The organism is Clostridium sp. 'White wine YQ', from assembly GCF_028728205.1.
Lineage (GTDB): Bacteria > Bacillota > Clostridia > Clostridiales > Clostridiaceae > Clostridium_T.
The window spans coordinates 151,885-178,767 of sequence record NZ_JAQYUU010000007.1; the positions used below are offsets into that span (position 1 = coordinate 151,885).

General features: G+C 29.8%; 28 protein-coding genes. 8 read left to right on the forward strand and 20 right to left on the reverse strand.

Annotated elements, in window-relative coordinates; all coding sequences use genetic code 11:
- Window positions 1-3: 3 nt before the first annotated feature.
- From PTZ02_RS16540 to cysC, 3 genes are read right to left on the reverse strand one after another with little or no spacing between them, the layout of a single operon-like run.
- The gene (locus PTZ02_RS16540; RefSeq protein WP_274228890.1) at window positions 4-318 is read right to left on the reverse strand and encodes a 4Fe-4S dicluster domain-containing protein; all 315 of its coding nucleotides are present in this window, start codon (window positions 316-318) and stop codon (window positions 4-6) included.
- Window positions 308-1,990, reverse strand: coding sequence for an adenylyl-sulfate reductase subunit alpha (locus PTZ02_RS16545; RefSeq protein WP_274228891.1), 1,683 nt, complete (start codon window positions 1,988-1,990; stop codon window positions 308-310). Before PTZ02_RS16545 ends, PTZ02_RS16540 begins: the two co-directional genes overlap by 11 nt.
- The gene (gene cysC / locus PTZ02_RS16550) at window positions 1,980-2,624 is read right to left on the reverse strand and encodes an adenylyl-sulfate kinase (RefSeq protein ID WP_274228892.1); all 645 of its coding nucleotides are present in this window, start codon (window positions 2,622-2,624) and stop codon (window positions 1,980-1,982) included. Before cysC ends, PTZ02_RS16545 begins: the two co-directional genes overlap by 11 nt.
- Before the next feature lie 473 nt (window positions 2,625-3,097).
- On the opposite strand from cysC, the gene PTZ02_RS16555 reads away from it, so the two are divergent.
- The gene (locus PTZ02_RS16555) at window positions 3,098-4,129 is read left to right on the forward strand and encodes a phosphodiester glycosidase family protein (RefSeq protein WP_274228893.1); all 1,032 of its coding nucleotides are present in this window, start codon (window positions 3,098-3,100) and stop codon (window positions 4,127-4,129) included.
- Window positions 4,130-4,142: 13 nt separating this feature from the next.
- Window positions 4,143-5,183: a hypothetical protein gene (locus tag PTZ02_RS16560; protein ID WP_274228894.1), complete on the forward strand. Its 1,041-nt coding sequence runs from the start codon at window positions 4,143-4,145 to the stop codon at window positions 5,181-5,183.
- Window positions 5,184-5,261: 78 nt separating this feature from the next.
- Here the strand turns inward: PTZ02_RS16560 and PTZ02_RS16565 are convergent, their stop codons facing one another.
- A complete protein-coding gene (locus PTZ02_RS16565; RefSeq protein ID WP_274228895.1) occupies window positions 5,262-6,509 on the reverse strand; it encodes a DUF445 domain-containing protein in 1,248 nt (415 codons plus the stop codon).
- A gap of 256 nt (window positions 6,510-6,765) precedes the next feature.
- Between PTZ02_RS16565 and PTZ02_RS16570 the strand changes: the two genes are divergently transcribed.
- Window positions 6,766-8,109, forward strand: a complete 1,344-nt coding sequence (locus PTZ02_RS16570) for an MATE family efflux transporter (protein ID WP_274228896.1) — start codon at window positions 6,766-6,768, stop codon at window positions 8,107-8,109.
- Window positions 8,110-8,138: 29 nt separating this feature from the next.
- Here PTZ02_RS16570 and PTZ02_RS16575 read toward each other — a convergent pair whose 3' ends face one another.
- The 4 genes from PTZ02_RS16575 to PTZ02_RS16590 form a co-directional block, all read right to left on the reverse strand.
- The gene (locus tag PTZ02_RS16575) at window positions 8,139-9,041 is read right to left on the reverse strand and encodes a TraB/GumN family protein (protein ID WP_274228897.1); all 903 of its coding nucleotides are present in this window, start codon (window positions 9,039-9,041) and stop codon (window positions 8,139-8,141) included.
- Between the two features lie 96 nt (window positions 9,042-9,137).
- On the reverse strand, window positions 9,138-9,809 hold the full coding sequence (locus PTZ02_RS16580) for a hypothetical protein (protein ID WP_274228898.1): 672 nt from the start codon (window positions 9,807-9,809) through the stop codon (window positions 9,138-9,140).
- Entirely contained in the window at window positions 9,802-10,350 is a 549-nt protein-coding gene (locus PTZ02_RS16585) for a sigma-70 family RNA polymerase sigma factor (protein WP_274228899.1), read from the reverse strand. The genes PTZ02_RS16580 and PTZ02_RS16585 overlap by 8 nt, the downstream gene beginning before the upstream one ends.
- A gap of 34 nt (window positions 10,351-10,384) precedes the next feature.
- Window positions 10,385-11,056 carry a hypothetical protein gene (locus tag PTZ02_RS16590; protein ID WP_274228900.1) on the reverse strand — a complete coding sequence of 224 codons (672 nt, stop codon included), beginning with the start codon at window positions 11,054-11,056 and terminating at the stop codon, window positions 10,385-10,387.
- Between the two features lie 167 nt (window positions 11,057-11,223).
- On the opposite strand from PTZ02_RS16590, the gene PTZ02_RS16595 reads away from it, so the two are divergent.
- Window positions 11,224-11,712, forward strand: a complete 489-nt coding sequence (locus tag PTZ02_RS16595; protein WP_274228901.1) for a DUF6803 family protein — start codon at window positions 11,224-11,226, stop codon at window positions 11,710-11,712.
- A gap of 53 nt (window positions 11,713-11,765) precedes the next feature.
- On the opposite strand, the gene PTZ02_RS16600 is transcribed toward PTZ02_RS16595, so the two are convergent.
- The 3 genes from PTZ02_RS16600 to PTZ02_RS16610 all read right to left on the reverse strand — a co-directional run bounded on the left by PTZ02_RS16600 (window position 11,766) and on the right by PTZ02_RS16610 (window position 14,212).
- Window positions 11,766-12,272: a peptidase M56 gene (locus tag PTZ02_RS16600; protein WP_274228902.1), complete on the reverse strand. Its 507-nt coding sequence runs from the start codon at window positions 12,270-12,272 to the stop codon at window positions 11,766-11,768.
- Window positions 12,273-12,441: 169 nt separating this feature from the next.
- A complete protein-coding gene (locus tag PTZ02_RS16605) occupies window positions 12,442-12,681 on the reverse strand; it encodes a hypothetical protein (RefSeq protein WP_274228903.1) in 240 nt (79 codons plus the stop codon).
- A gap of 145 nt (window positions 12,682-12,826) precedes the next feature.
- Window positions 12,827-14,212 (reverse strand): hypothetical protein, encoded by a 1,386-nt coding sequence (locus tag PTZ02_RS16610; protein ID WP_274228904.1) that lies wholly within the window; start codon window positions 14,210-14,212, stop codon window positions 12,827-12,829.
- A 201-nt stretch (window positions 14,213-14,413) separates the two neighbouring features.
- Here PTZ02_RS16610 and PTZ02_RS16615 point away from each other — a divergent pair, with 201 nt between their 5' ends.
- From PTZ02_RS16615 to PTZ02_RS16630, 4 genes are all read left to right on the forward strand, one after another.
- Window positions 14,414-15,280: an SDR family oxidoreductase gene (locus PTZ02_RS16615; protein ID WP_274228905.1), complete on the forward strand. Its 867-nt coding sequence runs from the start codon at window positions 14,414-14,416 to the stop codon at window positions 15,278-15,280.
- Between the two features lie 141 nt (window positions 15,281-15,421).
- Entirely contained in the window at window positions 15,422-16,744 is a 1,323-nt protein-coding gene (locus PTZ02_RS16620) for a spore germination protein (protein WP_274228906.1), read from the forward strand.
- A 26-nt stretch (window positions 16,745-16,770) separates the two neighbouring features.
- On the forward strand, window positions 16,771-17,874 hold the full coding sequence (locus PTZ02_RS16625; RefSeq protein WP_274228907.1) for a GerAB/ArcD/ProY family transporter: 1,104 nt from the start codon (window positions 16,771-16,773) through the stop codon (window positions 17,872-17,874).
- On the forward strand, window positions 17,874-18,995 hold the full coding sequence (locus PTZ02_RS16630; protein ID WP_274228908.1) for a Ger(x)C family spore germination protein: 1,122 nt from the start codon (window positions 17,874-17,876) through the stop codon (window positions 18,993-18,995). The genes PTZ02_RS16625 and PTZ02_RS16630 overlap by 1 nt, the downstream gene beginning before the upstream one ends.
- Window positions 18,996-19,051: 56 nt before the next feature.
- Here PTZ02_RS16630 and PTZ02_RS16635 read toward each other — a convergent pair whose 3' ends face one another.
- The 9 genes from PTZ02_RS16635 to PTZ02_RS16675 all read right to left on the reverse strand — a co-directional run bounded on the left by PTZ02_RS16635 (window position 19,052) and on the right by PTZ02_RS16675 (window position 26,814).
- Window positions 19,052-19,636 (reverse strand): undecaprenyl-diphosphatase, encoded by a 585-nt coding sequence (locus tag PTZ02_RS16635; RefSeq protein ID WP_274228909.1) that lies wholly within the window; start codon window positions 19,634-19,636, stop codon window positions 19,052-19,054.
- A gap of 15 nt (window positions 19,637-19,651) precedes the next feature.
- Window positions 19,652-20,224 (reverse strand): phosphatase PAP2 family protein, encoded by a 573-nt coding sequence (locus PTZ02_RS16640; protein WP_274228910.1) that lies wholly within the window; start codon window positions 20,222-20,224, stop codon window positions 19,652-19,654.
- 203 nt (window positions 20,225-20,427) lie between these two features.
- Window positions 20,428-20,841, reverse strand: a complete 414-nt coding sequence (locus PTZ02_RS16645) for an EamA family transporter (protein WP_274228911.1) — start codon at window positions 20,839-20,841, stop codon at window positions 20,428-20,430.
- Window positions 20,842-20,868: 27 nt separating this feature from the next.
- Window positions 20,869-22,248 carry a sensor histidine kinase gene (locus tag PTZ02_RS16650; RefSeq protein ID WP_274228912.1) on the reverse strand — a complete coding sequence of 460 codons (1,380 nt, stop codon included), beginning with the start codon at window positions 22,246-22,248 and terminating at the stop codon, window positions 20,869-20,871.
- 2 nt (window positions 22,249-22,250) lie between these two features.
- Window positions 22,251-22,931, reverse strand: a complete 681-nt coding sequence (locus tag PTZ02_RS16655; RefSeq protein WP_274228913.1) for a response regulator transcription factor — start codon at window positions 22,929-22,931, stop codon at window positions 22,251-22,253.
- 242 nt (window positions 22,932-23,173) lie between these two features.
- Window positions 23,174-23,758: a class I SAM-dependent methyltransferase gene (locus PTZ02_RS16660; protein ID WP_274228914.1), complete on the reverse strand. Its 585-nt coding sequence runs from the start codon at window positions 23,756-23,758 to the stop codon at window positions 23,174-23,176.
- Window positions 23,759-23,874: 116 nt separating this feature from the next.
- On the reverse strand, window positions 23,875-24,288 hold the full coding sequence (locus PTZ02_RS16665; RefSeq protein WP_274228915.1) for an Rrf2 family transcriptional regulator: 414 nt from the start codon (window positions 24,286-24,288) through the stop codon (window positions 23,875-23,877).
- Window positions 24,289-24,443: 155 nt separating this feature from the next.
- Window positions 24,444-25,382: a carbohydrate kinase family protein gene (locus tag PTZ02_RS16670; protein ID WP_274228916.1), complete on the reverse strand. Its 939-nt coding sequence runs from the start codon at window positions 25,380-25,382 to the stop codon at window positions 24,444-24,446.
- Window positions 25,375-26,814: a glycoside hydrolase family 32 protein gene (locus tag PTZ02_RS16675; protein ID WP_274228917.1), complete on the reverse strand. Its 1,440-nt coding sequence runs from the start codon at window positions 26,812-26,814 to the stop codon at window positions 25,375-25,377. Before PTZ02_RS16675 ends, PTZ02_RS16670 begins: the two co-directional genes overlap by 8 nt.
- Between the last annotated feature and the right edge of the window lie 69 nt (window positions 26,815-26,883).

Genomic DNA, 26,883 nt, shown 5'->3' on the forward strand with positions numbered 1-26,883 from the left:
CCCTTAATATTTATTTGACTCTTTTCTATTGGTTGTTATTACGGTTTCTTTACCTTCCTTATCGATAATATGCCAATTCAAATCTTCTTTTTTTTGCTTAACAAATAGATAAGCACCTTTTCCCCCAATATCTTCGCCTAGAAAATAATGAATTGCATTTACTGGGCATTCTTTAAGACAGGCAGTACAACCCCAACAATCTTTTTCATACTTTATATAAGATTTACCTTCTTCATTTTTATAAATAAGATTTCCAGGACAAACTTCTAAGCACTTTCCACAAGCAATGCACTTATCTTTATCAATTTTAATGCTCATAATTTTCATCCTTTCCAACCAAATCTCTTAAAATAACTTTTACTTTTCCATGTTCATATACTGAATTTACATACTTAAGCCAGTTTTCATCATCCTTTTCTGGGAAATCTACATTTTCTTCATAACATTTCCATCTTGTTTCTTTTCTTGCACGCAAATGCTCTATTACCACCCTAGCAACACCAAGCCTATCTATGATTTCATGTATGAATAATAGTTCATGTGCATCATTTGCTCTTAATTTTTTAGCTTTCTTTGAAAGAATATCTATTTTATCTCTTGCAATTTCGAGACCTTCTTGGGAATACCTATAGTACTTTGAAATCCCACCAGCATACTCATCCATAACTGACTGCATTTCATTCTCTAATTCTTCTGTTGTGTATTCACCTGCTTCATTAGTAAAAAACTGATTCACTTCATTCAGTTTCTCATTTATCTCTTCTTCGTTAGGCTCGACATTATTTAAGTTTTTAATAAATTCAAGTGCTGTTTCAGTAGCAATTTCTCCCTCAGCAAAGCACCCTGTAACATATTTTTTCGGGCTTCCTCCTGCAACATCACCAGCAGCAAATAATCCTTCTAAAGTTGTCCTTCTTTTAGTATCAACCCAATAGCCACTAGCTGTATGTCCACCTACAATGTATGGCTCTGTCCCCTCTATTTCAACATTTTCAGTGGAGGGAGATGTATTATTTTCTATCCACTTCAATGTTTGACTAGGTGCCATATTTAAATATGCTTTTAATAAATCTTGTTCTTGCTCTTTTGATATTCCCTCAGTTTTTAAATAGCATGGCCCAAGTCCATGTATATTTTCCATTAAAGTTGAGTGTAATCTATTTATGGTAGTTGCCTTTCCATATTTTTTTACATATTGCTCTCCTGCTTTATTTACTTGAGGTGTTCTTATTCCTTGAGCAATTGTTCCAGTTGGAGCTATTGTATCTTTGCATCTAAGCGCTATGAATCTCATTTCAAAAGTTGTCATTTCTGCTCCTGCTCTAATTCCCATAGCATATCCGGCTCCAGTATTAAATGGACTGTACCACATTTTATGTCTAGAAAAACCTGGGTTATTAGGCTTGTATATCCCTGCTGCACCACCAGTTGTACATATAACTGCTTTCGAATATATGCTATAAAACACTTTCTCTTTAATAGAAAAGCCGTATGCTCCTATTACTCTATTATCCCTAACTATATAATCAATAATATTTAATCCATTTATTACTTTTATATTTTCTCTTTTATTTACAGCATCTGCTAATATAGGCTTTATATTTTCTCCGTTTATTTTTATACTTCTTTTTCCCCTCGACTGATACTTTCCCTCTTCATTTTTTAATATAGTAAGTCCAGCATCCTCTATATCTTTGGTTACACTATTTAGCCTTTCAGCAATTGTGTATACTAAGTCTTCTCTTATTACTCCGCTAAATTCCTCTTTAACATATTCTAAAAAAGACTCAGGAGTTTCCCCTTCTGTAATATAAGCATTTAATGCATTTACACCAGCTGCTAGGCATCCACTTCTTTTTATATTTGCTTTTTCTGCAATAACGATGTTTATATTTTTATCTTCACTTGCTTTTATCCCGGCAAATGCTCCTGCTGCTCCCCCACCTATAATTAAAATATCTGTTTTAACGATCTTACTATTAAGCCTCATTTCTTCCTCCAGCTAGATAACCTATTATCTTATCAACACATTCTTCTATAGAATTCAGGTGGGTGGATACAGTTATTTCTGGGTTTTGGGGTATTTCATATATGGAATCAATTCCTGTGAAATCCTTTATTTTCCCTGCTCTTGCTTTCTTATATAATCCCTTAGGATCTCTTTCTTCACAAATTTCTAAAGGACAGTCAATGTATACTTCTATAAAATCTTTATCTATAAGTTCTCTAACTCTTTCTCTATCCTCATTAAATGGTGAAACAAAGGTTGCAATGGTTATTATACCTGCATCAACAAAAAGCTTTGATATTTCACCAATTCTTCTTATATTCTCTATCCTATCTTCATTAGAAAAGCCTAAATCTTTATTTAGCCCATGTCTTACATTATCTCCATCTAGGGTATAAGTAAGTTTTCCTAAATCATGTAGTTTTTTTTCTAAGACAGAAGCAACAGTGGATTTTCCTGAACCAGATAGTCCCGTAAACCAGATAAGTTTCCCTTGCTGATTAAGCAATTCTTCTCTATCTCTTCGCGTCACATTCATGTCGTGCCAAACTACATTTGATGATTTAATCTTTTCTTCATTGAATATTTTCAGTGCCCCATTTACCTTAATATTCATTAGTATCCCCCTTATTTATATTTTACCTATTGGAATACTATGAATTATATATCTAAAATACCACTTTGTCACTATACTATCTACAAATATAACAATTTGTCATTTATACCCTTTCATCAATTATCAAACACATCCCTTTAACTCCAGTATTCCCATTAGAAAACATATAAATATCTTAATTTACGATTTCATTATTTTACATGCATAAAATTATCTATTTATCATTCTTATAATTAGTGAAATTTATTTGCCTATCATTATCTAATTACATAACGATAAATAAAAGGTATAATATTTAGTGATATGTCCTAAGAACTTTTTTCCATATGTAATATGATTTTTGCATTATATGTAATAAAGAAATAATAAAATAGTAATCAATTTTTAAAACTTTTTATACGAAAATAAGTTAGAATTGTATTTATATGGTTTATGTAATGTAATATTTCTAGAAATAAACAGGAGAGTGGCTAATGACAACTAATACGAATCTAAAAATGAAAAAGAAACGTAGGAACAAAAAGAAGAAATCTCCATGGAAAAGACTCTTTTTTCTTATAGCATTTACTTTATTATTCACAATTGTTACAGGTCCTTTTATTTTACTTTATGGCCCTTTTAACAATGCAAAAAAAATATATGTTGGCTCTGCTATGAATACCTTAAGTCATCAATACTTAGCTACAGCCTTTTTATCTCAAGATAAAATAAATGAAATACTTTCTTCAAGTGATGATTCAACTGATAATATGCCCGCAAATGCATCAGTTGTAAATGTAAATAAAAAGGCTGATGATTCTATCGAGAGATACGATTTTGAAGGTAAGAGATTTAAAGGATATATGCTTGTAATTAACGATCCACATAGAGTTAAGGTTGCTTACACAGGTAGTCTAAATAAGCAAGGGGAAACTACTTCTCAAATGGCCGAGAAAAATGATGCTGTTGCTGCAATTAATGGTGGTGCTTTTATTGATCAATCCAGTACAGTATCAAGTTCCGGAAATGGAGGTACTCCAACTGGATTAATAATGTCTGATGGAAAAATCATTTTTTCAGACTTAAAATCTAATTCTACTAAATCAGTATGTATGGCAATAACTGAAGACGGCACACTACTTGCTGGAGAATATTCAATTAATGATTTAAAAAACAAGCATACAAGGGAAGCTCTATCTTTTGGTCCTGTTTTAGTTTCTGGAGGAAAAGCCCTCCCCCTATCAGGCAAAAATGCTTCTCAGGGTATGGCACCAAGAACAGCAATTGGACAAAGAGCAGACGGTTCTATTGTAATGGTAGTAACAGACGGTAGAAGTATACTAGATGGAATGGGAGCTACTATGAATGAACTTCAGAAAATTATGCTTAATGAAGGCAAATGTGTTACTGCTATAAATCTAGATGGTGGTAAATCTGCTACTATGTATTTAAACGGAGAAATTATCAATACCTTATCAAATGGTTTAGGTGAAAGATCAATAGTTTCTTCAATTATTGTAAAGTAAAGGAGAAGAAGCTATGAAAAGAAATATTAAAGCTTTATTGGCATGTGCAGTGTTATCACTAATTCTTCAATTTATAGTCCTTATTTGGCTTGATAAATTCTATCTTAAGGAAAATGCCAATGTTAATGTAAAGGAAGTTAGTGTAAACAAACCACAAGAGCAGCCTGAAAAGAACGTTGATTTACCTAATGACATGAGCACTCTGCAAGTATCCTATAATGGTAAATTCTTAGCATACATAAAAGATTCAGAACTTAAAATCATTAATTCATCTACTGGGGAAGAAAAAAGTTTTACCAATGAAAATCAAGATGAAATATCATATTTCACTTGGCTTCCAGATAGAAATATTATGTTAGTATCAAAAAAAGAACGTACTAACAAAGGTAAAATGTTTACCCTATATAATTATGACGCTGAAAAGAATGATGCACAAAAAATTTCTGATATAGCTGCTGCTCAAACTGGTAGTAAAATTAATTCTATTAAAGCATCTACAATTACTGGCGTTACGTATATTGAAATCAAAAGTAGTTCTAATAAAGCATCTGTCTATAGAATGGATATAAATCAGACTTCTTCAAAGAAAATAGATCTTCAAAGTTCTTCTTTAACAGGTATATTTGTTGTACCAAGAGAAGAAAGACTTATTTATCAAGATCTTAATGGGAAGATATACCTGACTCAACCTAAAGCTAGTTTAACTATTTCACATGGAATAAAAACCAAAGTTCTAGGGATCGATAATGATAGTACTGTATATTTAGGAGAAGTAAATAATGGAAAAATTGTTAAAGTCCTCTACGGATCATTAAATAGTAAGAATACTTCTCAGTGGGAATCTAAAGAATTAACTACTGCTGCAGATGAAAAAGATATTTATATTACCAGTTCTGGAAAAATATTAATTAACTATAGTAGTAGTAATACTCTATTAGATTTAAAGGAAAATAAGAAAATGAACTATGAAGGTACCTTTATTTCCGTCTACAATAAAGGAATAACTACTTCAATAGACGATAAATATCATAAAACAGATTTTTCAAAACTATAAATTAAAACTAATCTGAATAAAAAAACCTTCTACCCTAAAAAGTAGAAGGTTTTTATTTACTATATTCTATTATAAATTTTAAATTGCTAACTTTATAAGGCCTAATGCTATTCCTATAATAAATCCGCATATAGCTCCATTAACCCTGATCCATTGCAAGTCATTTCCTACTTTATCTTCTATAAGTTCAATTAAGGTTTCTGTCTCTAATTTTTCTATGTTTTCCTTAACTAGCTTACCAATCTTACTATGATTTTTGTCTGCAAAACTCACAATTTGCTCTTGAATATATGTTTCTATCTTATTTATCAATTCCTTATTTTCTAAAAGATTAGCTAACATATTATCTATTAGTGGCAATAGTTCTTCTTCAATATACTCCACATCACTGAAATAATTTAAAACTGAATTTATTGTAGTTTCTATTTGTTCTTGCATAAATTCATTAAATCTACTGCTTTCAGTTATATTCACCTTTATATTATCTACTGCTGTAATAAGTTCTTCATTATCCTTTCCATTCACGATACTTTTTCTTATGGATTCAAGAATCATGAGTCTACTTCTATTATCCTTCTCTTCTAAGTCATTTAATATAAGTACAATACAATCCTGTATTATCTTACCTACTTTTTCTTCTCCAAGTGCTCCAATTGCTGCACTAATTGTATATTTCATTAATGGGTTAATTTCTATTTTACCAATAGCTGAAATTGCAGAACTTCCAATTTCATTCTTTATGCTCTCTTTCTTAACTTCAATTTTTATTCTTTCAACTAATACATCTAAAACCTTTTGTTCATAATTATTTTCTAGACATGCATTAGAAAGAAGTTCTATCAAGCTTTTAGTATCTACTTCATTTATCTTTTCACTAATCATTTTATTTAGATATATTGCTACTTTATCACTTGGAATTGAATCAGCTATATTTTTAGTTATATTTATTACTCCTGATTTTACATTATCAGAATACAAATTTTTTCTTAATAAATTCAAAGTCTTTGAAACAATTTCTAGTTTGCTTACCTTATCTATTATACTTGATTTATTTAAAAGATCATTTTCTACTATTGAAACCAATGAATTAGTTATTCTATCACGATTTTGCGGTAATATAGCTGTATGTGGAATATGAATTCCTAAAGGATATCTAAATAAGGCTGTTACTGCAAACCAGTCAGCAAGTCCTCCTACAAGACCTGCTTCAAAACCACTTTGAAGCAGTACAATGGCTGTACTATTTCCCGAAATCATTGTAGCTATAAAGCCTATTAACATAATTATTAACGATATTGATGCCATTTGATTTGTTTTTGCTTTCATAATCTAATACCTCTTAAACTTTTGTAATTTACTTTAGATGAATCGCTATTCATCTAAACATAATTTAAATTATAGCACAAAGAAAATAAATTTTTAATATTTATAGTTATATAACAAGTTTAGCTCCTTCATTTAACTAAGTGATGTTTTTCCCTGATTATTTACATGGCAGTAAGGTTGATTATATTTTCCTTTATTATATAATTGATTTATGCGTAAGAATAAACAATAAAGGAACTCATTAACAGGTGATGAAATGAAATGGATACGAAAAGACGTTATTAACTTAACTATCCCCATACTTATGGAACAATTATTTGTTATGTCAATGGGAATGATAAACACTATGATGGCAGGTCATATAGGCAAAGAAGCAGTTTCGGCAATTGGTATGGTTGATTCTATCAACAATATTTTTATTGCTTTTTTTTCAGCTTTGGCTGTTGGAGGAATGGTTGTTGTTGCACAATTTGTTGGACAAGGCAATATAAAAAAAGCAAATGCATCTATGAAACAAGCTTTATATTCTGGTCTTCTAATATCATTTCTAATAACTATAACCATGTTTATTTTTAAAGGCTTATTGGTTAAACTACTCTTTGGTGCTGCTGAGCAAGAAGTTATTAACTCCGCAGATATATATCTATCTATTACTCTATTAACTTACCCACTAATCACTACTGATCTTATTGCAAATGGAATACTTAGAGGTGCCGGTGACACCAAAACACCTATGAAAATTACGATATTTATGAATATATTAAATGTATTTTTCACTTTTACATTCATTAATATAATCAAGTTAGGAATTGTAGGAGCTGCACTTGGAATTGCTTTAGCTAGAACTATTGGTGCACTAATAATCCTAGGTGTACTGCTTAGAGGATCAAGCATATTAAAATTAACTGAGATTAAAAAATTCAAGTTTGATAAAGAACTTTTAAGACCAATCTTCTCAGTTGGACTACCTGCAAGTGTTGAATCACTACTATTTAATGGTGGTAAATTAATTACCCAAATCTTTATAGTTGATATGGGTACAATTGCTATTGCATCTAATGCTATAACGAGTTCCATTGGCGGAATGCTTAATATCCCGGGAAATGCTTTTTGTACAGCTGCTACAGCTCTTGTTGGACAACATATGGGAAGAGGCGAAACTAAAGAAGCTCAAAATACTTTAAATTACATTACTAAGCTATCAACTGTTTCTTTAATTATATTATCCTTAGCATTTTTACCATTCGCAGGGGTTTTCCCAAGACTATATACAAGTAATGCTGATATAATTAAACTAACAGCTCATGCGTGTATTTTATATGTAATATTTATACCAGTTTGGTCTATATCCTTTGTACTTCCTTCAGGTTTAAAGGGAGCTGGAGACGCAAAATATACAATGATGACCTCTATGATCGGTATGTGGGTTTTTAGAATAACTCTTGGCTATATACTAGGAAATATTCTCCACTTCGGTCTTATAGGTGTATGGATGGGAATGTTTATTGATTGGTCAATTAGAGGATGCTTATACTTAATCAGATTTAGAAAAGGTAAGTGGAAAGAAAAAGTTGTAATTAAAAGAGCCATTGCTAAATAAAAAGAAGGGATATGGAAAATCCCTTCTTTTTATTCTAATCTTGTAACAGTATACCCTTTATTTTTTAATAATGTTACAAGTCCATCTTCACCAACTACATGTTCTGCTCCTACCACGATAAAATATTTATCATTAGTTTTTAAGAACTCTTCTATCTTGGTCTCCATGTTTAGATTTCTTTGAGTAACTGCAGCATTATAATAATCCCTAAACATTTTATCTCCAGATTTCACTTCATCATTCATCTTTTCAACATATTCTGTATCCCCATTTACTACAGCTGTATACAAATCATGAAGCTGCTTTTTAGTTTCTGATAGCTTAGTAAGTTTCATTAAGCTCTCATTTTGAAATTCATCATCACCAAAACTAATTGCTTTATATTGTGTATCAAAATCTTCTAGGGAAACAATTGCCTTATTATCACTTTTTGCTCTTGTTATAAATATCATATCAAGCCCATTATCAGCTTTAAATCCAGAGGCTGAGTATTGCAATGCTGATATTGTTGTTTCAAGTGCCCAAGGTTTAAGTTTAGATATTTCTCCATTATATTTTGCACCGACCTCTTCTAAAAGTTTTGTAGCATATTCTTTAGTTTCTGGTTTTAAGTGCTTGTCTAAATTATCTCCATCATTATAACGGGATTCTTTTGAGAGAATATCACTTATCCCTGGGTCCGTAATATCTATTTCTACTCCTAATTTATTGGATTCTTTATATGCACTTTCAACTTTATCTGAAAACTTAATTTTATCATTTCCAAGATGTATTGAACCTCCAATGTATAAGTATTTACCATCCTTTTCTACCTTGTAGAATATTCCCTTCACTTCTTTCAGTTGATCAGTTTGTTTACCACAGCCAAAGGCAATGCCAGCAAATAATACTATACAAGTAAAAACAGATATCAAGCGAATTACTCTTTTCATTTTATTCCCTCTCTCACAAATATTTCTTACATACCCTATACTTATTATTCTCCCGAAACTGTAATTATCTGTCACTGCTTTTAAAATTTTAGATTTTCACCTAAACATATTTAAGGTATCCCTACAGTACGAGAAAGTGCCATATATAAAAGAAGCCAGAAAAATTATCATGAAAATTATAAATATAATCCTTTCTGATTTACTCATTCTAGTTTTTTTATATTCTTCAATAGCAACCCCTTTTTCATCTCTTAAATACCTTATTATTTCTAAAAAAATCTTCTCGTTTTCCTCTCCATATGGGCTAGGCTTTACTATATTTATTTCATCAAATTTTAATCCTATGGTCTTATATCTTTCCCATGTATCCACTAAACCTACTAAATCACTTATTTCATAAATACACTCTTCTAAAATGTTATAATAAAGACCTAACTTAAACATGTATATTCTCTCATCAGTTACGAATAGCCCTAAATATACTATTCGATCAGGCGCCATCAAACCTCCAACATATTTCTTGTCTTGCATGTAGCTCTGAAGTGCTATCATCTTATATTTTATAATTTCAGACTTGTCTAACTTAGACTTTACTATTTGCTCTAATTCAATATAGGCTATTTTTCTTAATACCTTGTCATTCTTAACTTTATATATATTTTCACCTATGGTTTCTTTCGTCTCTATTGCTTTATACTCTAAGTCTTTTATTTCTTCCTCTGAATAGTAGTTAAGATTTAATAATTCAAGTAGTTCCCTATCATTCATTTATCTCACCTACTATCTTCTGAATCTTCTTTTTTGCTCTAGATATCCTGGTGTAAATATACTCTTCAGAATACCCTAAAGACTCTCCAATTTCCTTTATTGGAACTCCGTCAAGATATCTTTTAATAATTATAAGCTTGTCCTTCTCCTCTAAATTGCTTAGCAATTCATTTATAAGCTCGATATTTTCAATTCTTTCTAATTCATGATTTTCTTCATTACTTACTTCATCCATATATTCAATATTACTAGAATGTCTTAAATTTTTTCTTTTAATATCTAATGCCTTATATTTTGTTACAGATATTAGCCATGATTTAAAACTTCCCTTTTCCTTATTAAAACAATCTATATTAAACCAAATTGCTGTAAATACATCATTATAACATTCTTCTATGCACTCTTTTTCATGAGCTTCTTTCAAAATATTCTTAGCGATATAATAAACCAAGTTACCGTATATATTCATTAGCTTACTTAAGCATTCTTTATCTTTTCTTAAAATACCCTTTATAAGCTTTTCTTCATTTACATTATCCATATTACCCTCCACATGAATTCTTGCTTAAATAGTTTCACCACTTTAAAATATCCAAGACAACTTTAATATTATCAATAATAATTCCTAACATTGCACCAACAGCAATTAGCCCCATTATTATTAAGAACAACCCTATCTTCTCATCCTTATATGGTTTAAATTCTGCATTAGTTTTTTCCCTTAAATACTTTATCATTTCAATTAATATCTTTTCATTTTCTTCTCCGTATGGCCTTGCTATAATATCAATACCTACATTAAATTTAAAGCCAATACTTGAGCACTTCTCCCATAAATCTATAAAGCTTTCAATATCACTTATCTCCTTAACATATACTTCTTCTAATAAGTTATAAGTACTATCCATCTTAAACACAAATATTCTTATATCTGTTACGAATAGTCCTAAATATATTGTATTTCTTGCTCCCATGCCTCCAATATCTGTTATAAATATTTCTTTTTGTCTATAACTTTGAAGTGCTATCATCTTATATTTAATTTCCTCATTATCCTTTAATAGCGACTTAACTTTTCTCTCTAATTCTATAAATGTTATTTTTCTTAATACCTTATCATTTTTTACATAATATAAATCCTCACCTATGCTATTTTTAGCTTCAATTGCCTTATTCTCTAAATCATTTATCTCTTCTTCAGAGTAGCTGATGGAATTCAAAATTTTTAGTAATTCTCTATCATTCATTTATTCATCTACCCCCTTTATACTTATTATTCGTATGAATTTGTAACTATCTGTCAACCTATGTGTAAAATTTTTACTTGATAATTTTTGGAAATGTGAACAATCTACATAAGTTCTTCATATCTTTTTAATATTATATATCTATAAATGAAATGGAGGTAATAATTATGAACATGACTCACTATATGTCTTTACTGGCTAGCAATCAGCCATGGAACTTAATTATTTTTATGGCAATACCAGTAATATGTGCTGAAACACTTACAATTTCAGAATTCTTTATTATCTTTAACAGAATTCAATCAGGTGGATTAAGAGCACTTAATAAAGTTGTTGGAATATTTGCTGGATTATATTTCACAGGAATTTTCGTATATTTATTTACTACAGCAGTTATTCCACTTACAACTACTGGTGGATGGCATACTTGGGTAGACGTAGTCGCTGTTGGCTTCTACTTAAGTGGAGTTATTTTCCTTTTACCTATTTCTCTAATGGAATTAGGTATAATATTTAGAAACAGAACTGCAGAAGAAAAAATGAGAACTCACTTTATTCTTGTTGGTGGTTTCTTAGTTGTAGCTCACGTTGCTATGATATTTGGTATGGTAAATCCAGAAATCATAAACACTATGTCAACTATGCCAAGCATGTAATTTCCATAAATAAAAGGATGACTATGAATTATAAATAATTCTAGTCATCCTTTTTATGATATAAACTTTAAAGTTTTGGAAATACTTTCGATATGGTTTTTATCTGCCCAAAGAATAAAATAGTAATATGCTTCATTATCTATAGTAATTGCTTTAGGATATTTAACTATTAATTCTGCTTGATTACTAAAATCTTTAGACTGATCACTTGAAGGCATTATTAACCTCGCTTCTTCTCCATCAATAGTAATCTTTATTATTTTAGGATTACTTCCAAAAGGCTCTAAAATATGGGTTGCTTCATTTTTAGCTACTTCATCTATGCTTAAATCTTTTCCTGTAGATGCAGAAATCTGAAAGAAACCATCTTTTCCTTCAAACTTGTCACTATAACCAGCACTTTTACTCCAATCCTTATTATAACGTAAGGATATATTAAATTTCTTACTCTCATAATACTTAGTATTCTCTTTAGCCATTACCTTATTACTTATACATAAAAGGAATACAAAGATTAGAAGTATACCAAAAGGTAAATATATTTTAGCTTTACTTTTCATTGGTTTTTATTCTCCTAATATTTTTATTTTATATAGTTTATTATTTCTTTATAGTTTAGGATTTATTGATAATTCTTATAAAAAAATGACTCCTTAAATTTGAGTAGTCATCTTTTATTTCTATACTTTCCACCTCTTAAGAACTTTTATTTCACTTCTTCTGGCATTTCTACTCCATATCTATTATAATTTCCATAGCAACTTCTGGTTTGTCTTTTCTCTTTTCTTCTATTTTCTCTATATTGGCTGCTATCAATAAATCTTCTATTAAAACAAATACCTTTTCTTTTTGCGATAATTCTTCCAATTCACCTTCGAAACAATCTTCTGGGGGTATAAATTTATATACCCCATCTGGTACCGTGAAAACTATTTCTCTTATTCTTTTTAAAATATCATTATTATCCATAAATACCCTCAATATTAAGCTCTGCCTTATTCTTTATTATACATTTATTTCTTTGTAATATAATAAAAAATCATGGAAAGCATAAGATTTCTCTTAATACCTCTCATGATTTTTATAATCAATCTAAATTACAGTTTTTAACATGTTAGAAAGGACACGGATTTAAGCAATCTAAGCTCAAATTAACTTCAACCTCTGCTGTAGCTGGAAGTGTTCCTGCACCTAAGAATATTTGTGCTTCTGGATCTGTAGGTGTTACATCAGTTACTGAATTGCTTATAGTAGATGTTCCAACTACACTATCAGATATAATTTTCATTCTTACATGTCTTGCTACCGCACCATCTGAAGGTACATTAAGCTCTTCACAAGTTATTAATATATTTGCAGGGCCAGTAATATTAGTATCTAATGGTACTGGATTTCCACTTGGTACAAAGCTAGCATTGCATCCTGAAAAATCAGCGAATTGTACTGTTACCCCTGCTGGAATGAAAAGTTCATCCTTAAAATCTACTAAAACACTTGGTGAAGGCGGTACAGCTAATAATACAATTCTAAAATCAACATGATTTCTCTCTGAAACTATACAACACTTAATAGTAGAAACTTCAGCAACATTTATTGTAAGCTCTGTACTATCGCTACTTGATGTGTTTGTTGCTGATGCATGAGCAGTATTATTTATGGTGTAAATTCCAGGTTGTGTGATTCCAATTATTGGAATAGAGTAAGTTACATCTACAAAATTACCTGGGCCTATAGTTCCTAAATTTCCACTTATCTTAACTTGCCCAACTGTGCTCTTATCTACTACTAGAGTATTAGGGTTAACAGTTATTGTCCCAATTGTGAGCTGAGAAGGAATAAAAATTGTATCCAAGAATTGAACATTATTAAGAGCTGCATTCCCTATATTACTAACTCTTACACTATAGTTTAAAGTAGCCTTATTATTAACTATAGTTACGTTACTTTCTTTATTTACAGCAAGTTTACCTTCTGGATTGCACTCTGGAACTAAAAAACAATCACAATTAAAGGTTATTACACTAGTGGCTGCTTTTACTTTAATGGGCTGAATGGCTTCAGGATAATTTCCAACTAGAGTAAGTCTATATTCTACAGATATACCTTTATCATATCTACCTGACACTTCTACTTTTAGCCATTGAAATCCCAAAGGGGCTACTCCAAAGTTTGGATCAGTAGTACTTAAAGTAAATGGAACAGCTGTAAATTTTCCTGTGCCATCAAGTTTTTCTTCAACAGTAATATTGGGCGAATGGATACTCTGACAAATAGGAATTACAAAATTACTTATGGCTCGTGTAGTCCCTGCGCAATCAGTAATAAACTTATAGCTCCAAAATGAACTATTTAAATCCTCTACATAAGCGGGGTTATTTACTACTTCTCCATTAGGGAGCTCCTGGCAATCTGGTTGTATAGCTGAAATACCATTTTGTGGTCCACAACAACATCCTATTGTATATGGTATTAATGAACAAGGTCTGGCTGTATCAGCCATAAATACTCACTTCCTTTATAAAATTCACCTTAACATATTATATTAACTGAGATCAGTAATTGTTACATAAGAATATTATGGATTATCATCATTTTTACTATTTATATAAAATTCCATGCTTTATTATCTTTAGTATAGTGCACGACTCAATATCAAATGAATACTTTGTTAATATACTATTTATCTTAGGAGAAAGAATAAATGCCTTCATCATATAATCCATATCATTTACCTAACTCTTTTCCACCACAGCATCAAGCCACCCAGCCAGGCATCGAAGCAATTATGTTTCCTAAACCAATATCAGAACCCCCTTTAAAAAATCCTATAAATAATAAGAAATTATTAAATAAAGTAGCTCTAATTACTGGCGGCGACAGCGGTATTGGAAGAGCTGCAGCTTATGCACTTGCAAATGAGGGCGCAGATATTGCTATTGTATATTTAAATGAACATATAGATGCACAAGAAACAAAAAATAAAATTGAACTAATGGGTAGAAAGTGCATTATAATGCCAATTGATGTCTCAATAGAAGAAAATTCGAAATTAATAATTAATGAAGTAATTAGACACTTTGGTAAACTAGACATTCTTATAAATAATGCAGGCGTAATATATCCTACAAATAACTTAGAGGATATTTCTTCTGCTCAACTAGAATATACTTTTAGGGTTAATGTATTTTCTTATTTCTATTTAACAAAAGAAGCTTTGCCTTATTTAAATACTGGAAGCTCAATAATCAATACCTCTTCTATAGCAGTTTTTAAACCTTATCCCATAGCCCCTGATTATCAAGCTTCAAAGGCTGCAATCACTGCTTTTACTAAGGCAATGGCATTAATATTAATGCCTAGAGGCATTCGTGTTAATAGCGTTGCACCTGGGGAAGTATGGACTCCTTTAATCCCCTCTGCCTTTGACCCTTATTCAGTATCTACCTGGGGGCAATCTTCTCCAATTGGAAGAGCTGCTCAACCTTTTGAAATGGCTCAAGCATTTGTATTTTTAGCTTCTGATGACTCCAGTTATATGTCTGGACAGACTCTTAATATGTACAATTAACCTTCATCTTTCGATTTTTTTATATTAAAGATAGTGGCTTGACCATTATCTTTTTTCATATAGTTATTAAGTTAGTATAAATATTTTTAAGTAGGAAAATATAAAAAAATAAAACTGTTATTTAAATAAAGAGGGAGATATATGAATAAGATTAATGACATAAAGGACTGGTTAGATGTTCAATTATGTAATTCAGCTGACGCTGAATTTAGAACATTAAATTACAATAAAAAGAAGGCTTATATTTGTTTTATTTCTAGTATTTGTGACTTAGAAAATATTATGAAAACACTCATTACTCCTTTTTTTAATATGACAAGCTACGAAAACTTTCAAAATTATCTTATTTCATTACCAAAATGCACTATCTCAACTGATAAAAACTTTATACTAAATAAAATCTTGCATGGTTCCGTTGCTATATTACTTGAAAATGATATTTATATATTTGAAGCAAAAAAGTTTATGGAGAGTGATATATCCGATTCCTCTAGTGAAACTGTAACCCAAGGTCCTAAAGATAGCTTACAAGAAAACATAGAAACAAATCTCAACTTAATTCGTAATCGCTATAACCAAAAATATTTAACTGTAGAACAGCATATGCTTGGCGTAGAAAATATACCTTCAGTAATTTTATATAACAACCAATTAGTTGACTATAAAATATTAGATGAGCTAAATAAAAAGATTGATGAGTTTTATGTTAAATCCATAAATTCAGTTCAAAAAATTCATAAGGATTTTATGAAGAAAAATTCAATACTTTTCCCAACAATTATGGTTGTAGATCGAACTGACCGAATAATCAAAAATATTGAAGATGGTAAAATAATTATGTTAGTACAGGGTAACCCTTATGCCCTAATTTTACCTTCAGTATTTTTTGATTTTATGACTTCTATGGATGACTATTACCAACTTCCAGCTGTTGGCACATTTCTTCTTATCCTTAGATATATAAGTGCTTTTTTAGTAATCTCTTTACCTGGACTATATGTTGGTTCTACCTCGTATAATCCGGAAATTTTCAGATATGAATTTGCAATTTCTATAGCAACTAGCCGTGTAGATTTGCCTTATCAGTCATTTTTAGAAGTGCTTTTCATGTTAATTATTATGGAATTATTATTGAATTCATCTACCAATCTGCCTAAAGGTACAGGATCAGTAGCTACAACTGTAGGTGGATTAATTCTTGGTCAATCTGCTGTAGCTGCTGGTTTAGCAACTAATATAATGGTTATTATTATATCTACTATAATAATTTCTTACTACATACTACCAGCAAATTCAATAAACCGTGCCATAAGCTTAAGTAAATATATTGTGTTAATCTTTTCCGTATTTTATGGGTTAATAGGAGTTATTATTGGCTTCATTGTTATAATATTTTATTTAGCTAGTATTAGAAGTTTTGGCAAACCATATTTACAACTGTTCTTTTCTAAAAATAAAACATGACATTTAGCCATAATGGAGGCGCTTTAATGAAACGCTATTTTTTTTATCTTGTATTTATAAACTCTATCAATAATATAATAATTTTTCTACCAAGAGTTATTCTGCATGATCAATACCATGGTTCAATTATGGCTATCATTTTCTCAATTCCTTTTGGTACAATATTGCTCTATTTATTTATGAAATCAATTATAAATTTTCCTAATAAGGCTTTTCCTGAAATATTATCTATTACCTTACCTAGGTGGGCTCAAATTAGTATTATGTTATTTATTTGTTCTCTATGGTATATATCAGGTTTTTTTATGTTACTAGCTTTAATTCAGATGGTTCAACGTTTTATCTTTTTCAAAATGTCAGAATATATATTATTAGCTGTTCTAGTACTTGTGCTACTTTGGGCCATCCGAACAGATGGATTAACTATATTTCATTCACTAGAAATATTTTTAGTTATCATAGTTCCTATGATTCTATTTATTTTTGCTAAAGCTATATTTAATCATTACTTTTCTTGGGATTCATGCCTTGAAGTTGTAACTCATACTTTTTCTATACCAACATTGACATCGTACGCTGTAACAACCTATATGTTTACTGGATATACCGATATGCTTATTTTCAATAAATTCTTTAATAAAGAAAACTTTCAACTAAAACACATATGGATATTTCCTTTAGTTGAGCTATTTTTACTAACATTTGCTTTTTTTATACCTATTGGTTTTTTAGGTACCCAGCAAGCATCTTCTTTTAATTATCCTTGGTTAGCAGCTACTGATTGCATTAGCATAAAAATCGGAGTAATTGAACGTACTCTGTTCATATATATACTACTTTTCTTTTTTACAGCTATAATAAACATTATAATACATTGGTATGTTTCCTTCGAACTAATTAATGATATGTTTAAATTTCAAATTAAGCCTAATAAAATTCAAAGAATTCATTGGTACATATTAAGTGCCTTTGGTATAATTCCATTTTTATTAATAGGCGTATTTAAAAATGAAGAAGCACTATTCTCTTCTGGAACTGTATGGCTCATACTTAGACTTTTTGCAGAACTTATTGTGGTCGGCTTAGTAATACTAACTGCTTATAGAGCAAAAAAGAAAGGAGCTACTTAATGCGTATTTTAAAGTTTCTTTTTATATCAATATTCCTAACTCAAATACTTTTATCTTCTAGTGGATGCAGCAGTACTAAAGAGATTGATAAAAGAGCTTTTACAGCTTGCATTGGCATCGATAAGGGAGAACAGGATATGTATCGCTTTAAAATAACCCTAACCCTGGCACTTCCTGAAAAACAAACGGTAGACTACTTGAATCTAACAGCTGAAGCAAACACCTTAGATGAAGCAATTGATGTGCTCAAAACTGAAAGTAGTAAAGATATTGATTTTAGTTATGCACAAATTATTATGCTTGGAAAAGATTTAGCCTCAGAAGATTTAGCAGTTGCAATGGATTGGCTTATACGTATAAAAGAAATTCAAAAAATTTCTTATCTTGTCATAGGTGAGCCTAGTGCAAAGATTGTCTTAGATAAACGAGCTCAACTTCAAAAAAAGGCAGGAAAAAATTTATTATCTATGAATTCATTAATACTTGCATTTGATGGTACAGGTGTGGAATCGAATTATATCACTCAAGTATATCTATTTGATTTTTATCGTAGTATAACTGAGCTTGGAGTTACTCCATTTCTTCCAATTATTAAAGTTCAACAAGATCATTTTAAAATTAATCAACTTGCTTTGTTAGAAAAGGATAAATCATTAAAAATTAAGACAATATTTTCTCCAGATGAAACAAAAATATTTAACATGATATACAATAACAAAAATCATTTAAGGCTTGATATAAACACTCCTGAAAGAAATTTTGTAATAAATGTTCAAAATGTAAAATATAATTATTATATTGATTCAACTAATAAATCTCATCCTAAATTACAGTATAATGTAAAGATAACTGGAATTATTGCAGAATCTACAACAACTCAGTTACCAATAGACTTAAATTCTTGTGAGGAATTATCATCGGAAGTACTGAGAAAGCAAATACTAAAGATGTTAAAAAAAATCCAATCAGAGAATCTCGACCCAATAGGATTTGGACTACGATATCGCTCAAGAAATTGGAATAATTCTACGAAATTCGAAGATTGGAATAAATTATATCCAAGTATAGATTATGAAGTGAATTTAAAAATGAAATTAGAGTCATCAGGATTGGTTAGATAAATAAATATATAAAGCCATACATTTTCAGAAAATGAAAGTGTATGGCTTTAGTTTTTTTAATTATTATATAACTTTTTTGATTTAAACTTCACTAAAATTTTATTTTCAATTCTTTCATATAAGCTTCCAATCATATCTCTTAACTTTATGTTATAAATATAGTTTGTTATGAAAACTATAATATAGGCTCCTATGATATCAAGCGGATAATGATGTCCTACATACACCCTTGAAAATCCTACAATTACAGAAAGTATAGTTAATATTACACTCAGTAATTTACTATAATTTTTAAGTCCTAACGCTATACTCATTGTCCCAGTTGCATGATCACTTGGAAATGATGCATCTGATGTATGTCGGAATAGTAAATTCACTTTATTATGTACAAAAGGCCTATCAACATAATAGATACTTCCAACAATAAAACTTATTACTAAGTTAATTGAAGTTAAAACAATTGTATTTAAAGCAACTTTTCTATATTCTATCTTATTATTTATCATACCTAATATAAATATTATTGCAGTTACTGCCATAAATATATACGGCATATCTTTTGAAAAGAAAATCATTATTTTATCAATAAACGTATTCTTATTTGCTAGATCATTTATTAGTCTAAAAAATTCTAAATTCATCTTTAATTATCCTTTCTACACTATGCTTTTGTACAAAATAGCAATCTTATCAATATATCCACTTTGTATCATTATAAAAATTAATTTTGAACACATTATTCCTATTAAAATTCCTGCTATAACATCTGTTGGATAATGCACGAAGAGATATAACCTTGATAAGGCTATTAAAAATGCTATTCCAACAAATATCAGCTTATACTCACTAAAATATATAGATAGTACTTCTGCTACAGCAAATGAAGATAAAGTGTGCCCTGATGGAAAGGAGTAAGATAATGGCTTTGCTATTAGAAGTTCCCTACTACTATAATCACAAGGCCTAACCCTCCTTACTATATGTTTTACTATTCCTTCTCCTATTAGCGTGCTAACAATTAATGTTAATATTACTATATTTCCAATTAATCTATAGGGCTTGTTTACTATTAAAAGTGCCGCTATCATAATCCATATGATTCCTAAGTTTCCCATGGTCGTTACTATTGGCATTAATCTATCTAAATATTTATTTTTTAAATACTTTCTGATAATATATAAACCATAATTATCGAATGTATTTATTTTTCTTAATACATTAAAATACATCTAATCACCTCTCTTACATAGTAACTTGTGTATTTTCTCCACTAATGACTAAATAACACTGACATCTATTTATGTTTTAGATTATGTACTCTATAGATTAAAATCAGATTAAAATAACATTAGATTCATCTTGGAATTTGGTTATGCTCAATAATAAAAGCACCTAGACCATAAAGTCTAAGTGCTCAAATTTTAATATTAACTTAAAATAACATTACAAATATTCCTGCAGTTATTAGTAAACTTGCAATTACTGTTTTTAATGTAAATTGCTCCCCTAATATTATAAAAGATAAAATTAATGTAAGTACGATACTAGATTTATCAATAAGCGCAACATCCGATACTTTACCTATAGATATTGCCTTATAATAAAATACCCACGATAATCCAGTAGCTAGTCCTGATAAAATTAGAAAAATCCAATTTTTCTTAGATAAACTTGCCAGTCCATTTTGTGATCCTGTCGCAAATACTATCCCCCAGGCTAAAACTATAATTACAATAGTTCTAATTGCAGTAGCTAAATTTGAATCAACACCTTTTATGCCTACCTTTGCAAGTATTGAAGTTAGCGCTGCAAATACTGCAGATAATATGGCAAATAGTTCCCACATTTTTCCCCACTCCTATGTTCTTTTAATTCATACTTTAAATCTTACAGATATACTTGTTCCTATTCCTTCTTCACTTTCTACCTCTATATCTCCTTGATGCATTTCCACAATCCATTTTGCAATTGATAGACCTAATCCAGTTCCACCTTTATCCTTTGATCTTGACTTATCTACTGTATAAAATCTATTAAATATATTTTCAATTTCTTCTTTTGGTATTCCTATACCATTATCGCTTACGGTTATCTTTACATTTCCCTCTTCTAGCTTTGAACTTATATCAATCTTTCCCTGCTTCGATGTAAATTTAACGCTATTATCAATAAAAATTCTTAACAATTGCTTTATCATTTTATAATCTGCTAATATTTTTACTTCATCATTGCTTTTGTTTTCTATTATATGGTCTTCAGCTATTAATCTACTTTCCTCAACTACTTCATTAATTAGCTCATTAAGCTGGAATTCTTTTTTTTCTATTTTTTGACTGCCACTATCACCTTTAGCTAAAAATAAAAGTTTTTCAACTAATGCCACCATGTTATCTGTTTCAAATCTTATTGCATGAATTGATTTTTCTAGAGCCTCCCTATCATCTTTTCCCCATCTATGGAGTAAGTTTGCATATCCTTGAATTACAGCTATAGGTGTTCTGAGCTCATGAGAAGCATCTGATACAAATTGCGTTTGTTTATTAAATGATTCTTGGAGTCTATCTATCATATTATTAAATGTATCTCCAAGCCTTTTAAGTTCATCTTCTGGGCCCTTTACATCAATACGTTCTTTCAAGTTATTAATACTTATATTATCAGCAGCTTTAGTTATATCATCTATTGGCTTTAGCATCCTTTTGCTTAACACATAACCTAATATAATTGATGCAATCATCCCAATAAAATCAGCCACTGCCATAAATATAAATAAAATCTGTAAAAAGTCATATTCACTATCCATGTCTTTTACAATTTGTATATAGAGTACTCCATAGGCATTATTATCTAGCTTAACATTCTCATATAGTAAACGCCTATCCCCTTCCTCAACTTTCATTATCTTGTCATTAATAGCTCTCTCTTTATCTCTAATTCTAAACTTAAATTTATCTGTTGAATTTATTATAGTACCATTTTCTTGAATTATCCTTATGTGAATATCCTGCTTATAGGGAACATCTGATAAAATATCTTTATTAGCTAAGTCCACATCTTGACTTTGATCTAATACTTTATTTAAAACTATAGTTTTAACATCCTCAACCTCTTTATTGCCTTGATTATATAGATAATATTTTACCCCATATAAAATTGCAGCATTTAGAACCAATAAAATTAGTGAGAACATGAGGGCATATATAAGTGTTAACTTAACTGATATCTTTGCATTTCTAAGAATTTTTATTTTCATGATTAATCACCCTTAATAACATATCCTACCCCTCTAATGGTAGTTATTAGTTTCTCTTCAAAACTATCATCAATTTTACTTCTTAAATATCTTATAAATACATCTACTACATTAGTATCTCCTATATAATCATATCCCCAAACCTTTTGAATTAACTGCTCTCTTGTAAGTACAACATTCTTATTAACTAGTAGCATTTCAAGGAGATCATATTCTTTTTTTGTAAGTTCAATTTCTTTTTCAGCTCTTCTAACCTGATGGGTTCTATTATCCATGACAACATCCTTAAGCTTAATTATGCTATCTTTATGCTCTAATGACTTTCCTCTTTCATATACTCTTATTCTTGCTAAGAGTTCCTCAATGGCGAATGGTTTTGTAAGATAATCATTAGCTCCTACATCCAATCCTATTACTTTATCAGATATATCACTTTTAGCTGTAAGCATTATAATAGGAATTGTTGAAAATTCTCTTATCCTTTTACAAACCTCAATTCCATTAATAATTGGAATCATTACATCTAAAAGAATTAAATCATATTGGTTTTCCTGAGCTTTTTCAAACCCTTCTCTCCCATCGTATACTACTTCTACCTTATATCCTTCGTGGGTCAATTCCATTTCTACAAACATAGCCATCTGCTTTTCATCTTCGACTAATAGAATTTTAAAGTTTCTCATAAATTTACCCCTCCATAAGAAAATAGTGAGCAGATAGCTCACCACTCAATTATACTATATACCACTTTTTCAACCTTTACCATGTTTCTCTCTTTCTACTCTGTGGTTATTTTCTCCTCTATCATTTCCTCTTTTATTAATGCTCCTTAATTATTACTGTTATACTAATTTACTTGAATTAAAAAATACTAAAGATAAGATTAAAATCAGATTAAAACTTTATGTGATTATCTAAAACAATCTTACTTTTTTACGATAAAGATGTAGTGTGAATCATTTGGAAATACTTTTTGTGTTATCTTAAAGCCAGCATCAATTAGTTCTTTCTCCATTTCTAATGAAGAGATTCTTGGAGGCATTGGTTTACCTGCAATATGATTTTCTTTTTTTTCAATTTCAAAACATAAGAAATGTCCACCATCCTTAAGTACACGCTTAATTTCATTCAGCGTATTAGATAATGAATTAACCTCATGTAAAACTAATGAGGCAAGAGCAATATCAACGGAGTCATCTGGCAGCGGGATATTATCCAATCTTCCTTCTATTAATTTTATATTTGTAATATTCTTATCCCTGGCCTTAGTATCTAGTACATCTAATATTTTAGAATCCATATCCAGCGCATAAACTAAGCCATCAACCATTTGAGCTGCTGGAATTGATAGGTATCCAGTCCCTGCGCCTAAATCTAAAATATTATCATTTTTCTTAATATCTAACATCTGTAATATTTCCTCAGGCGGGAAATTTTTCATTCTTTCAACTCCATCTAAGGCTTCTATTTTTCTTTGTAAATAATCCATTTTTTTTTGAATTATGCTCATGTTTATTCATTTTTCCTTCTCCTTTAACTATTTTCATTTTAAACTCATATATTAAAGACATTTTATGTCTGTGATTAAAGCATAAAAAGCCAAGGTTAAGGCTTTTTATGTAAGTATTACTCCCTACACTCATTCTTACATACGGATTCCTGCACTACTTCGTATAATTTCTTATTCTGAAGATATGTCTCCAAAACACTTTCAGCTTCTGCCATCACTTTATCAATTCGGCACTCACCTTCTTCATGGAACTCACAATTAAATAATGCGCCAGTTCCTTCAGTAGCTTTTATAACGTCCATAAATGAAATGTCCTCTTTCTTTTTACGCAAAACATAACCGCCATTAACCCCTGAAGTTGATTGAATTAAATCTGCTTTTACTAGTTGAGTTAGGATTTTTGAAAGATATGGCGCAGATATATTAAAGTGCTTTGCTAGTGTTTGTAAGTTTAAATTATCAGTTTTATCATGCCTCATCATATATGCAAGAGTATGTAGTGCATAGTTTGTAGCTTTTGTGTATTTCATACTAATCACATCCTTAAAAGGTATTACAGAGTTTATTTGTCTTTAATTATATTTGTATTAGTTTCTTTTGTCAATCCATAAAAAGTGGCAAAACTATTAAATAGCCTTGCCACCATTTTCATCTATAATTAAATCTTTTTTAATTTTATAGTTACTTAATCCAACTCACATAATGTCGGCATTGATGCTATTGCTCCATAATTTGTGCACGTAATTGCTCCAACTTTATTAGCAAAAGCAACTATATCTTTCCATTCTTCAAATTTTATATTTTGTTTATCTTCAATCTCTGCAACTTTTTTTAATACAGCTCCTACAAATGAATCTCCAGCACCTGTTGAATCCACTTGTTTAATTTTAATAGATGGAATTATTGCACTTTCACCATTAACACTTAAATACGTTCCTTTTGCACCTAGCGTAATAGTTACAACTTTAGCACCTAGCTCATGTAATTTATTAACACCCGATTCTATATCTTTTTCTTGTGTTAATAAAAATAACTCTTCATCACTTAACTTAGTGAAATCACTTTCTTTTAAAAATTTAATGCTATCTTCAACAAACAACTCTAATTTATCTGGCGTTATTAATGCATCTCTATAGTTTGGATCAAATGATACATAAACATTATTGGCTTTAGCATGATTTAATAATTTGAAGTATGTCTTCTTTAATTCACCTTCTAAAAATCCTGTAGCTGAACCAAAATGAATGATATCTGAATTTGTTATCTTTGATAAATCAACATTATCAAATGAATATTCTCCATCACTCCCCCTTAAGAAATCAAAGTTCCGTTCTCCATCTTCATCAATTCCAACTAAAGCTATTGTCGTGCTACCTTTTTCTACTGTCATTTCAGTATTTATATCTAAGTCCTGCAAAAGCTCAATTAAATATTTTCCGAAGAAGTCATTTCCTACTTGCCCTAAGAAATAAGAATTACCTCCTAGCTTACAAATGCTTGCAGCCACATTTGCTGGGGCACCTCCAGCTTTCTTTTCAAATTTCTCTCCATTTTTCAAACCTTTATTATCAACACATACCATATCAATTAAAAGTTCTCCGATACAAAAAACATTATTACTCATATTTTATACTCCTTAAATTCCAAGTGTATATTTCATTTATTTTTATCATATTATCATTTTTAATTTGAATTTCTAATGCTTCCGTCTTAGCAAAGTACATTAATGTAGTTACTTCTAATCCATTTTGATAATATATTTCCATAATTGAATTATCAATAAACATATGTAATTTTAATTCGTTCTCAACTTTCAACTTAAACTTTCTTATTCCTTTTCCACCTAAGTACATATTATTTCTATCAATCATACACACCTGTGCTTCTTTATCATAAGACATTAATATATATTCATCATTAAACATAAATTTCAATTCAGTAAAATTACCTTCACTCATATCTAAATTTAATATTACTTCTACGCATCTCGAATCCAAATTTAATTTATAGCTATCACATATTAAGTTCTTTTCATTTATTACTTGAGACTGTCTTAAATTCTCTACTTCCTTGAGTGGTTTCTGATATAAAACATTATTTCTATACTCTATAACTCTAGGCATAGTTAATGCGTACATCCATCCATACTCAGCAGTAGGATATTCCAATTCTTTATCTGGTAACCCGATCCAGCCAATCATTATATTTTCATTATCATGTTTAAACACTTGTGGCGCATAAAAATCAAACCCCATATCTAATTCTTTAAATTCACAATGTTCCTTTAATTCAAGTTCTTTTAAATCTAGCTTTCCAATTACGTAACCTGATTGAAATATATTTTGATATTTAAATTCCTCACTTTCTATTCCTTGTGGAGAAAAGATGAATGCATATTTATTTTCGCTTACCTTAACCAAGTTAGGACATTCCCACATGTATCCGAACGCATTCATGTTAGTTTTCAATTCACCAAGCAATACCCAATTCATAGCATCTTTTGAATTATAAATCAAAACTTTTCCTTCTAAATCATTAGTTTGAACACCTAAAATCATATAATAATATTCATCTACCACAAAAATATATGGATCTCTAAAATGAGCTGTATAACCTACTGGTTGTTTCTCAATAATTACACCTTGCTTTTCGATAGTTCCATTTTTATGGTATGTAGCTACACATTGATAAGATTCTCTTTCATTATTTGAACCTTTCACGTTTCCTGTATAATATAGTTTCAATTCATCATCTTTAACCAATCCACAACCTGAGTAACAACCATCTTTATCAAACCAATCTTCAGGCTTTAAAATAAGTTTAGGTTTTGTATAATTAACAAAATCAGTTGTTGTAATTAATCCCCAATGCTTTGTTTTATGCTCACATCCAAATGGATTCCATTGATAGAATATATGAAACTTATTATTATAATAACTTAATCCATTGGGATCATTAATTAATCCAAATGGCATTTCAATATGGAAATTATTTCTCCATATATGCTTCTCTTTATTGCTATAACAATTATTCACTTTAATATTATTTTCATCCATAAATATACTTCTTTCTGATACTAATGTTCATTAAAAGATTAAATTATTAGCAAATTCATATTATTACCA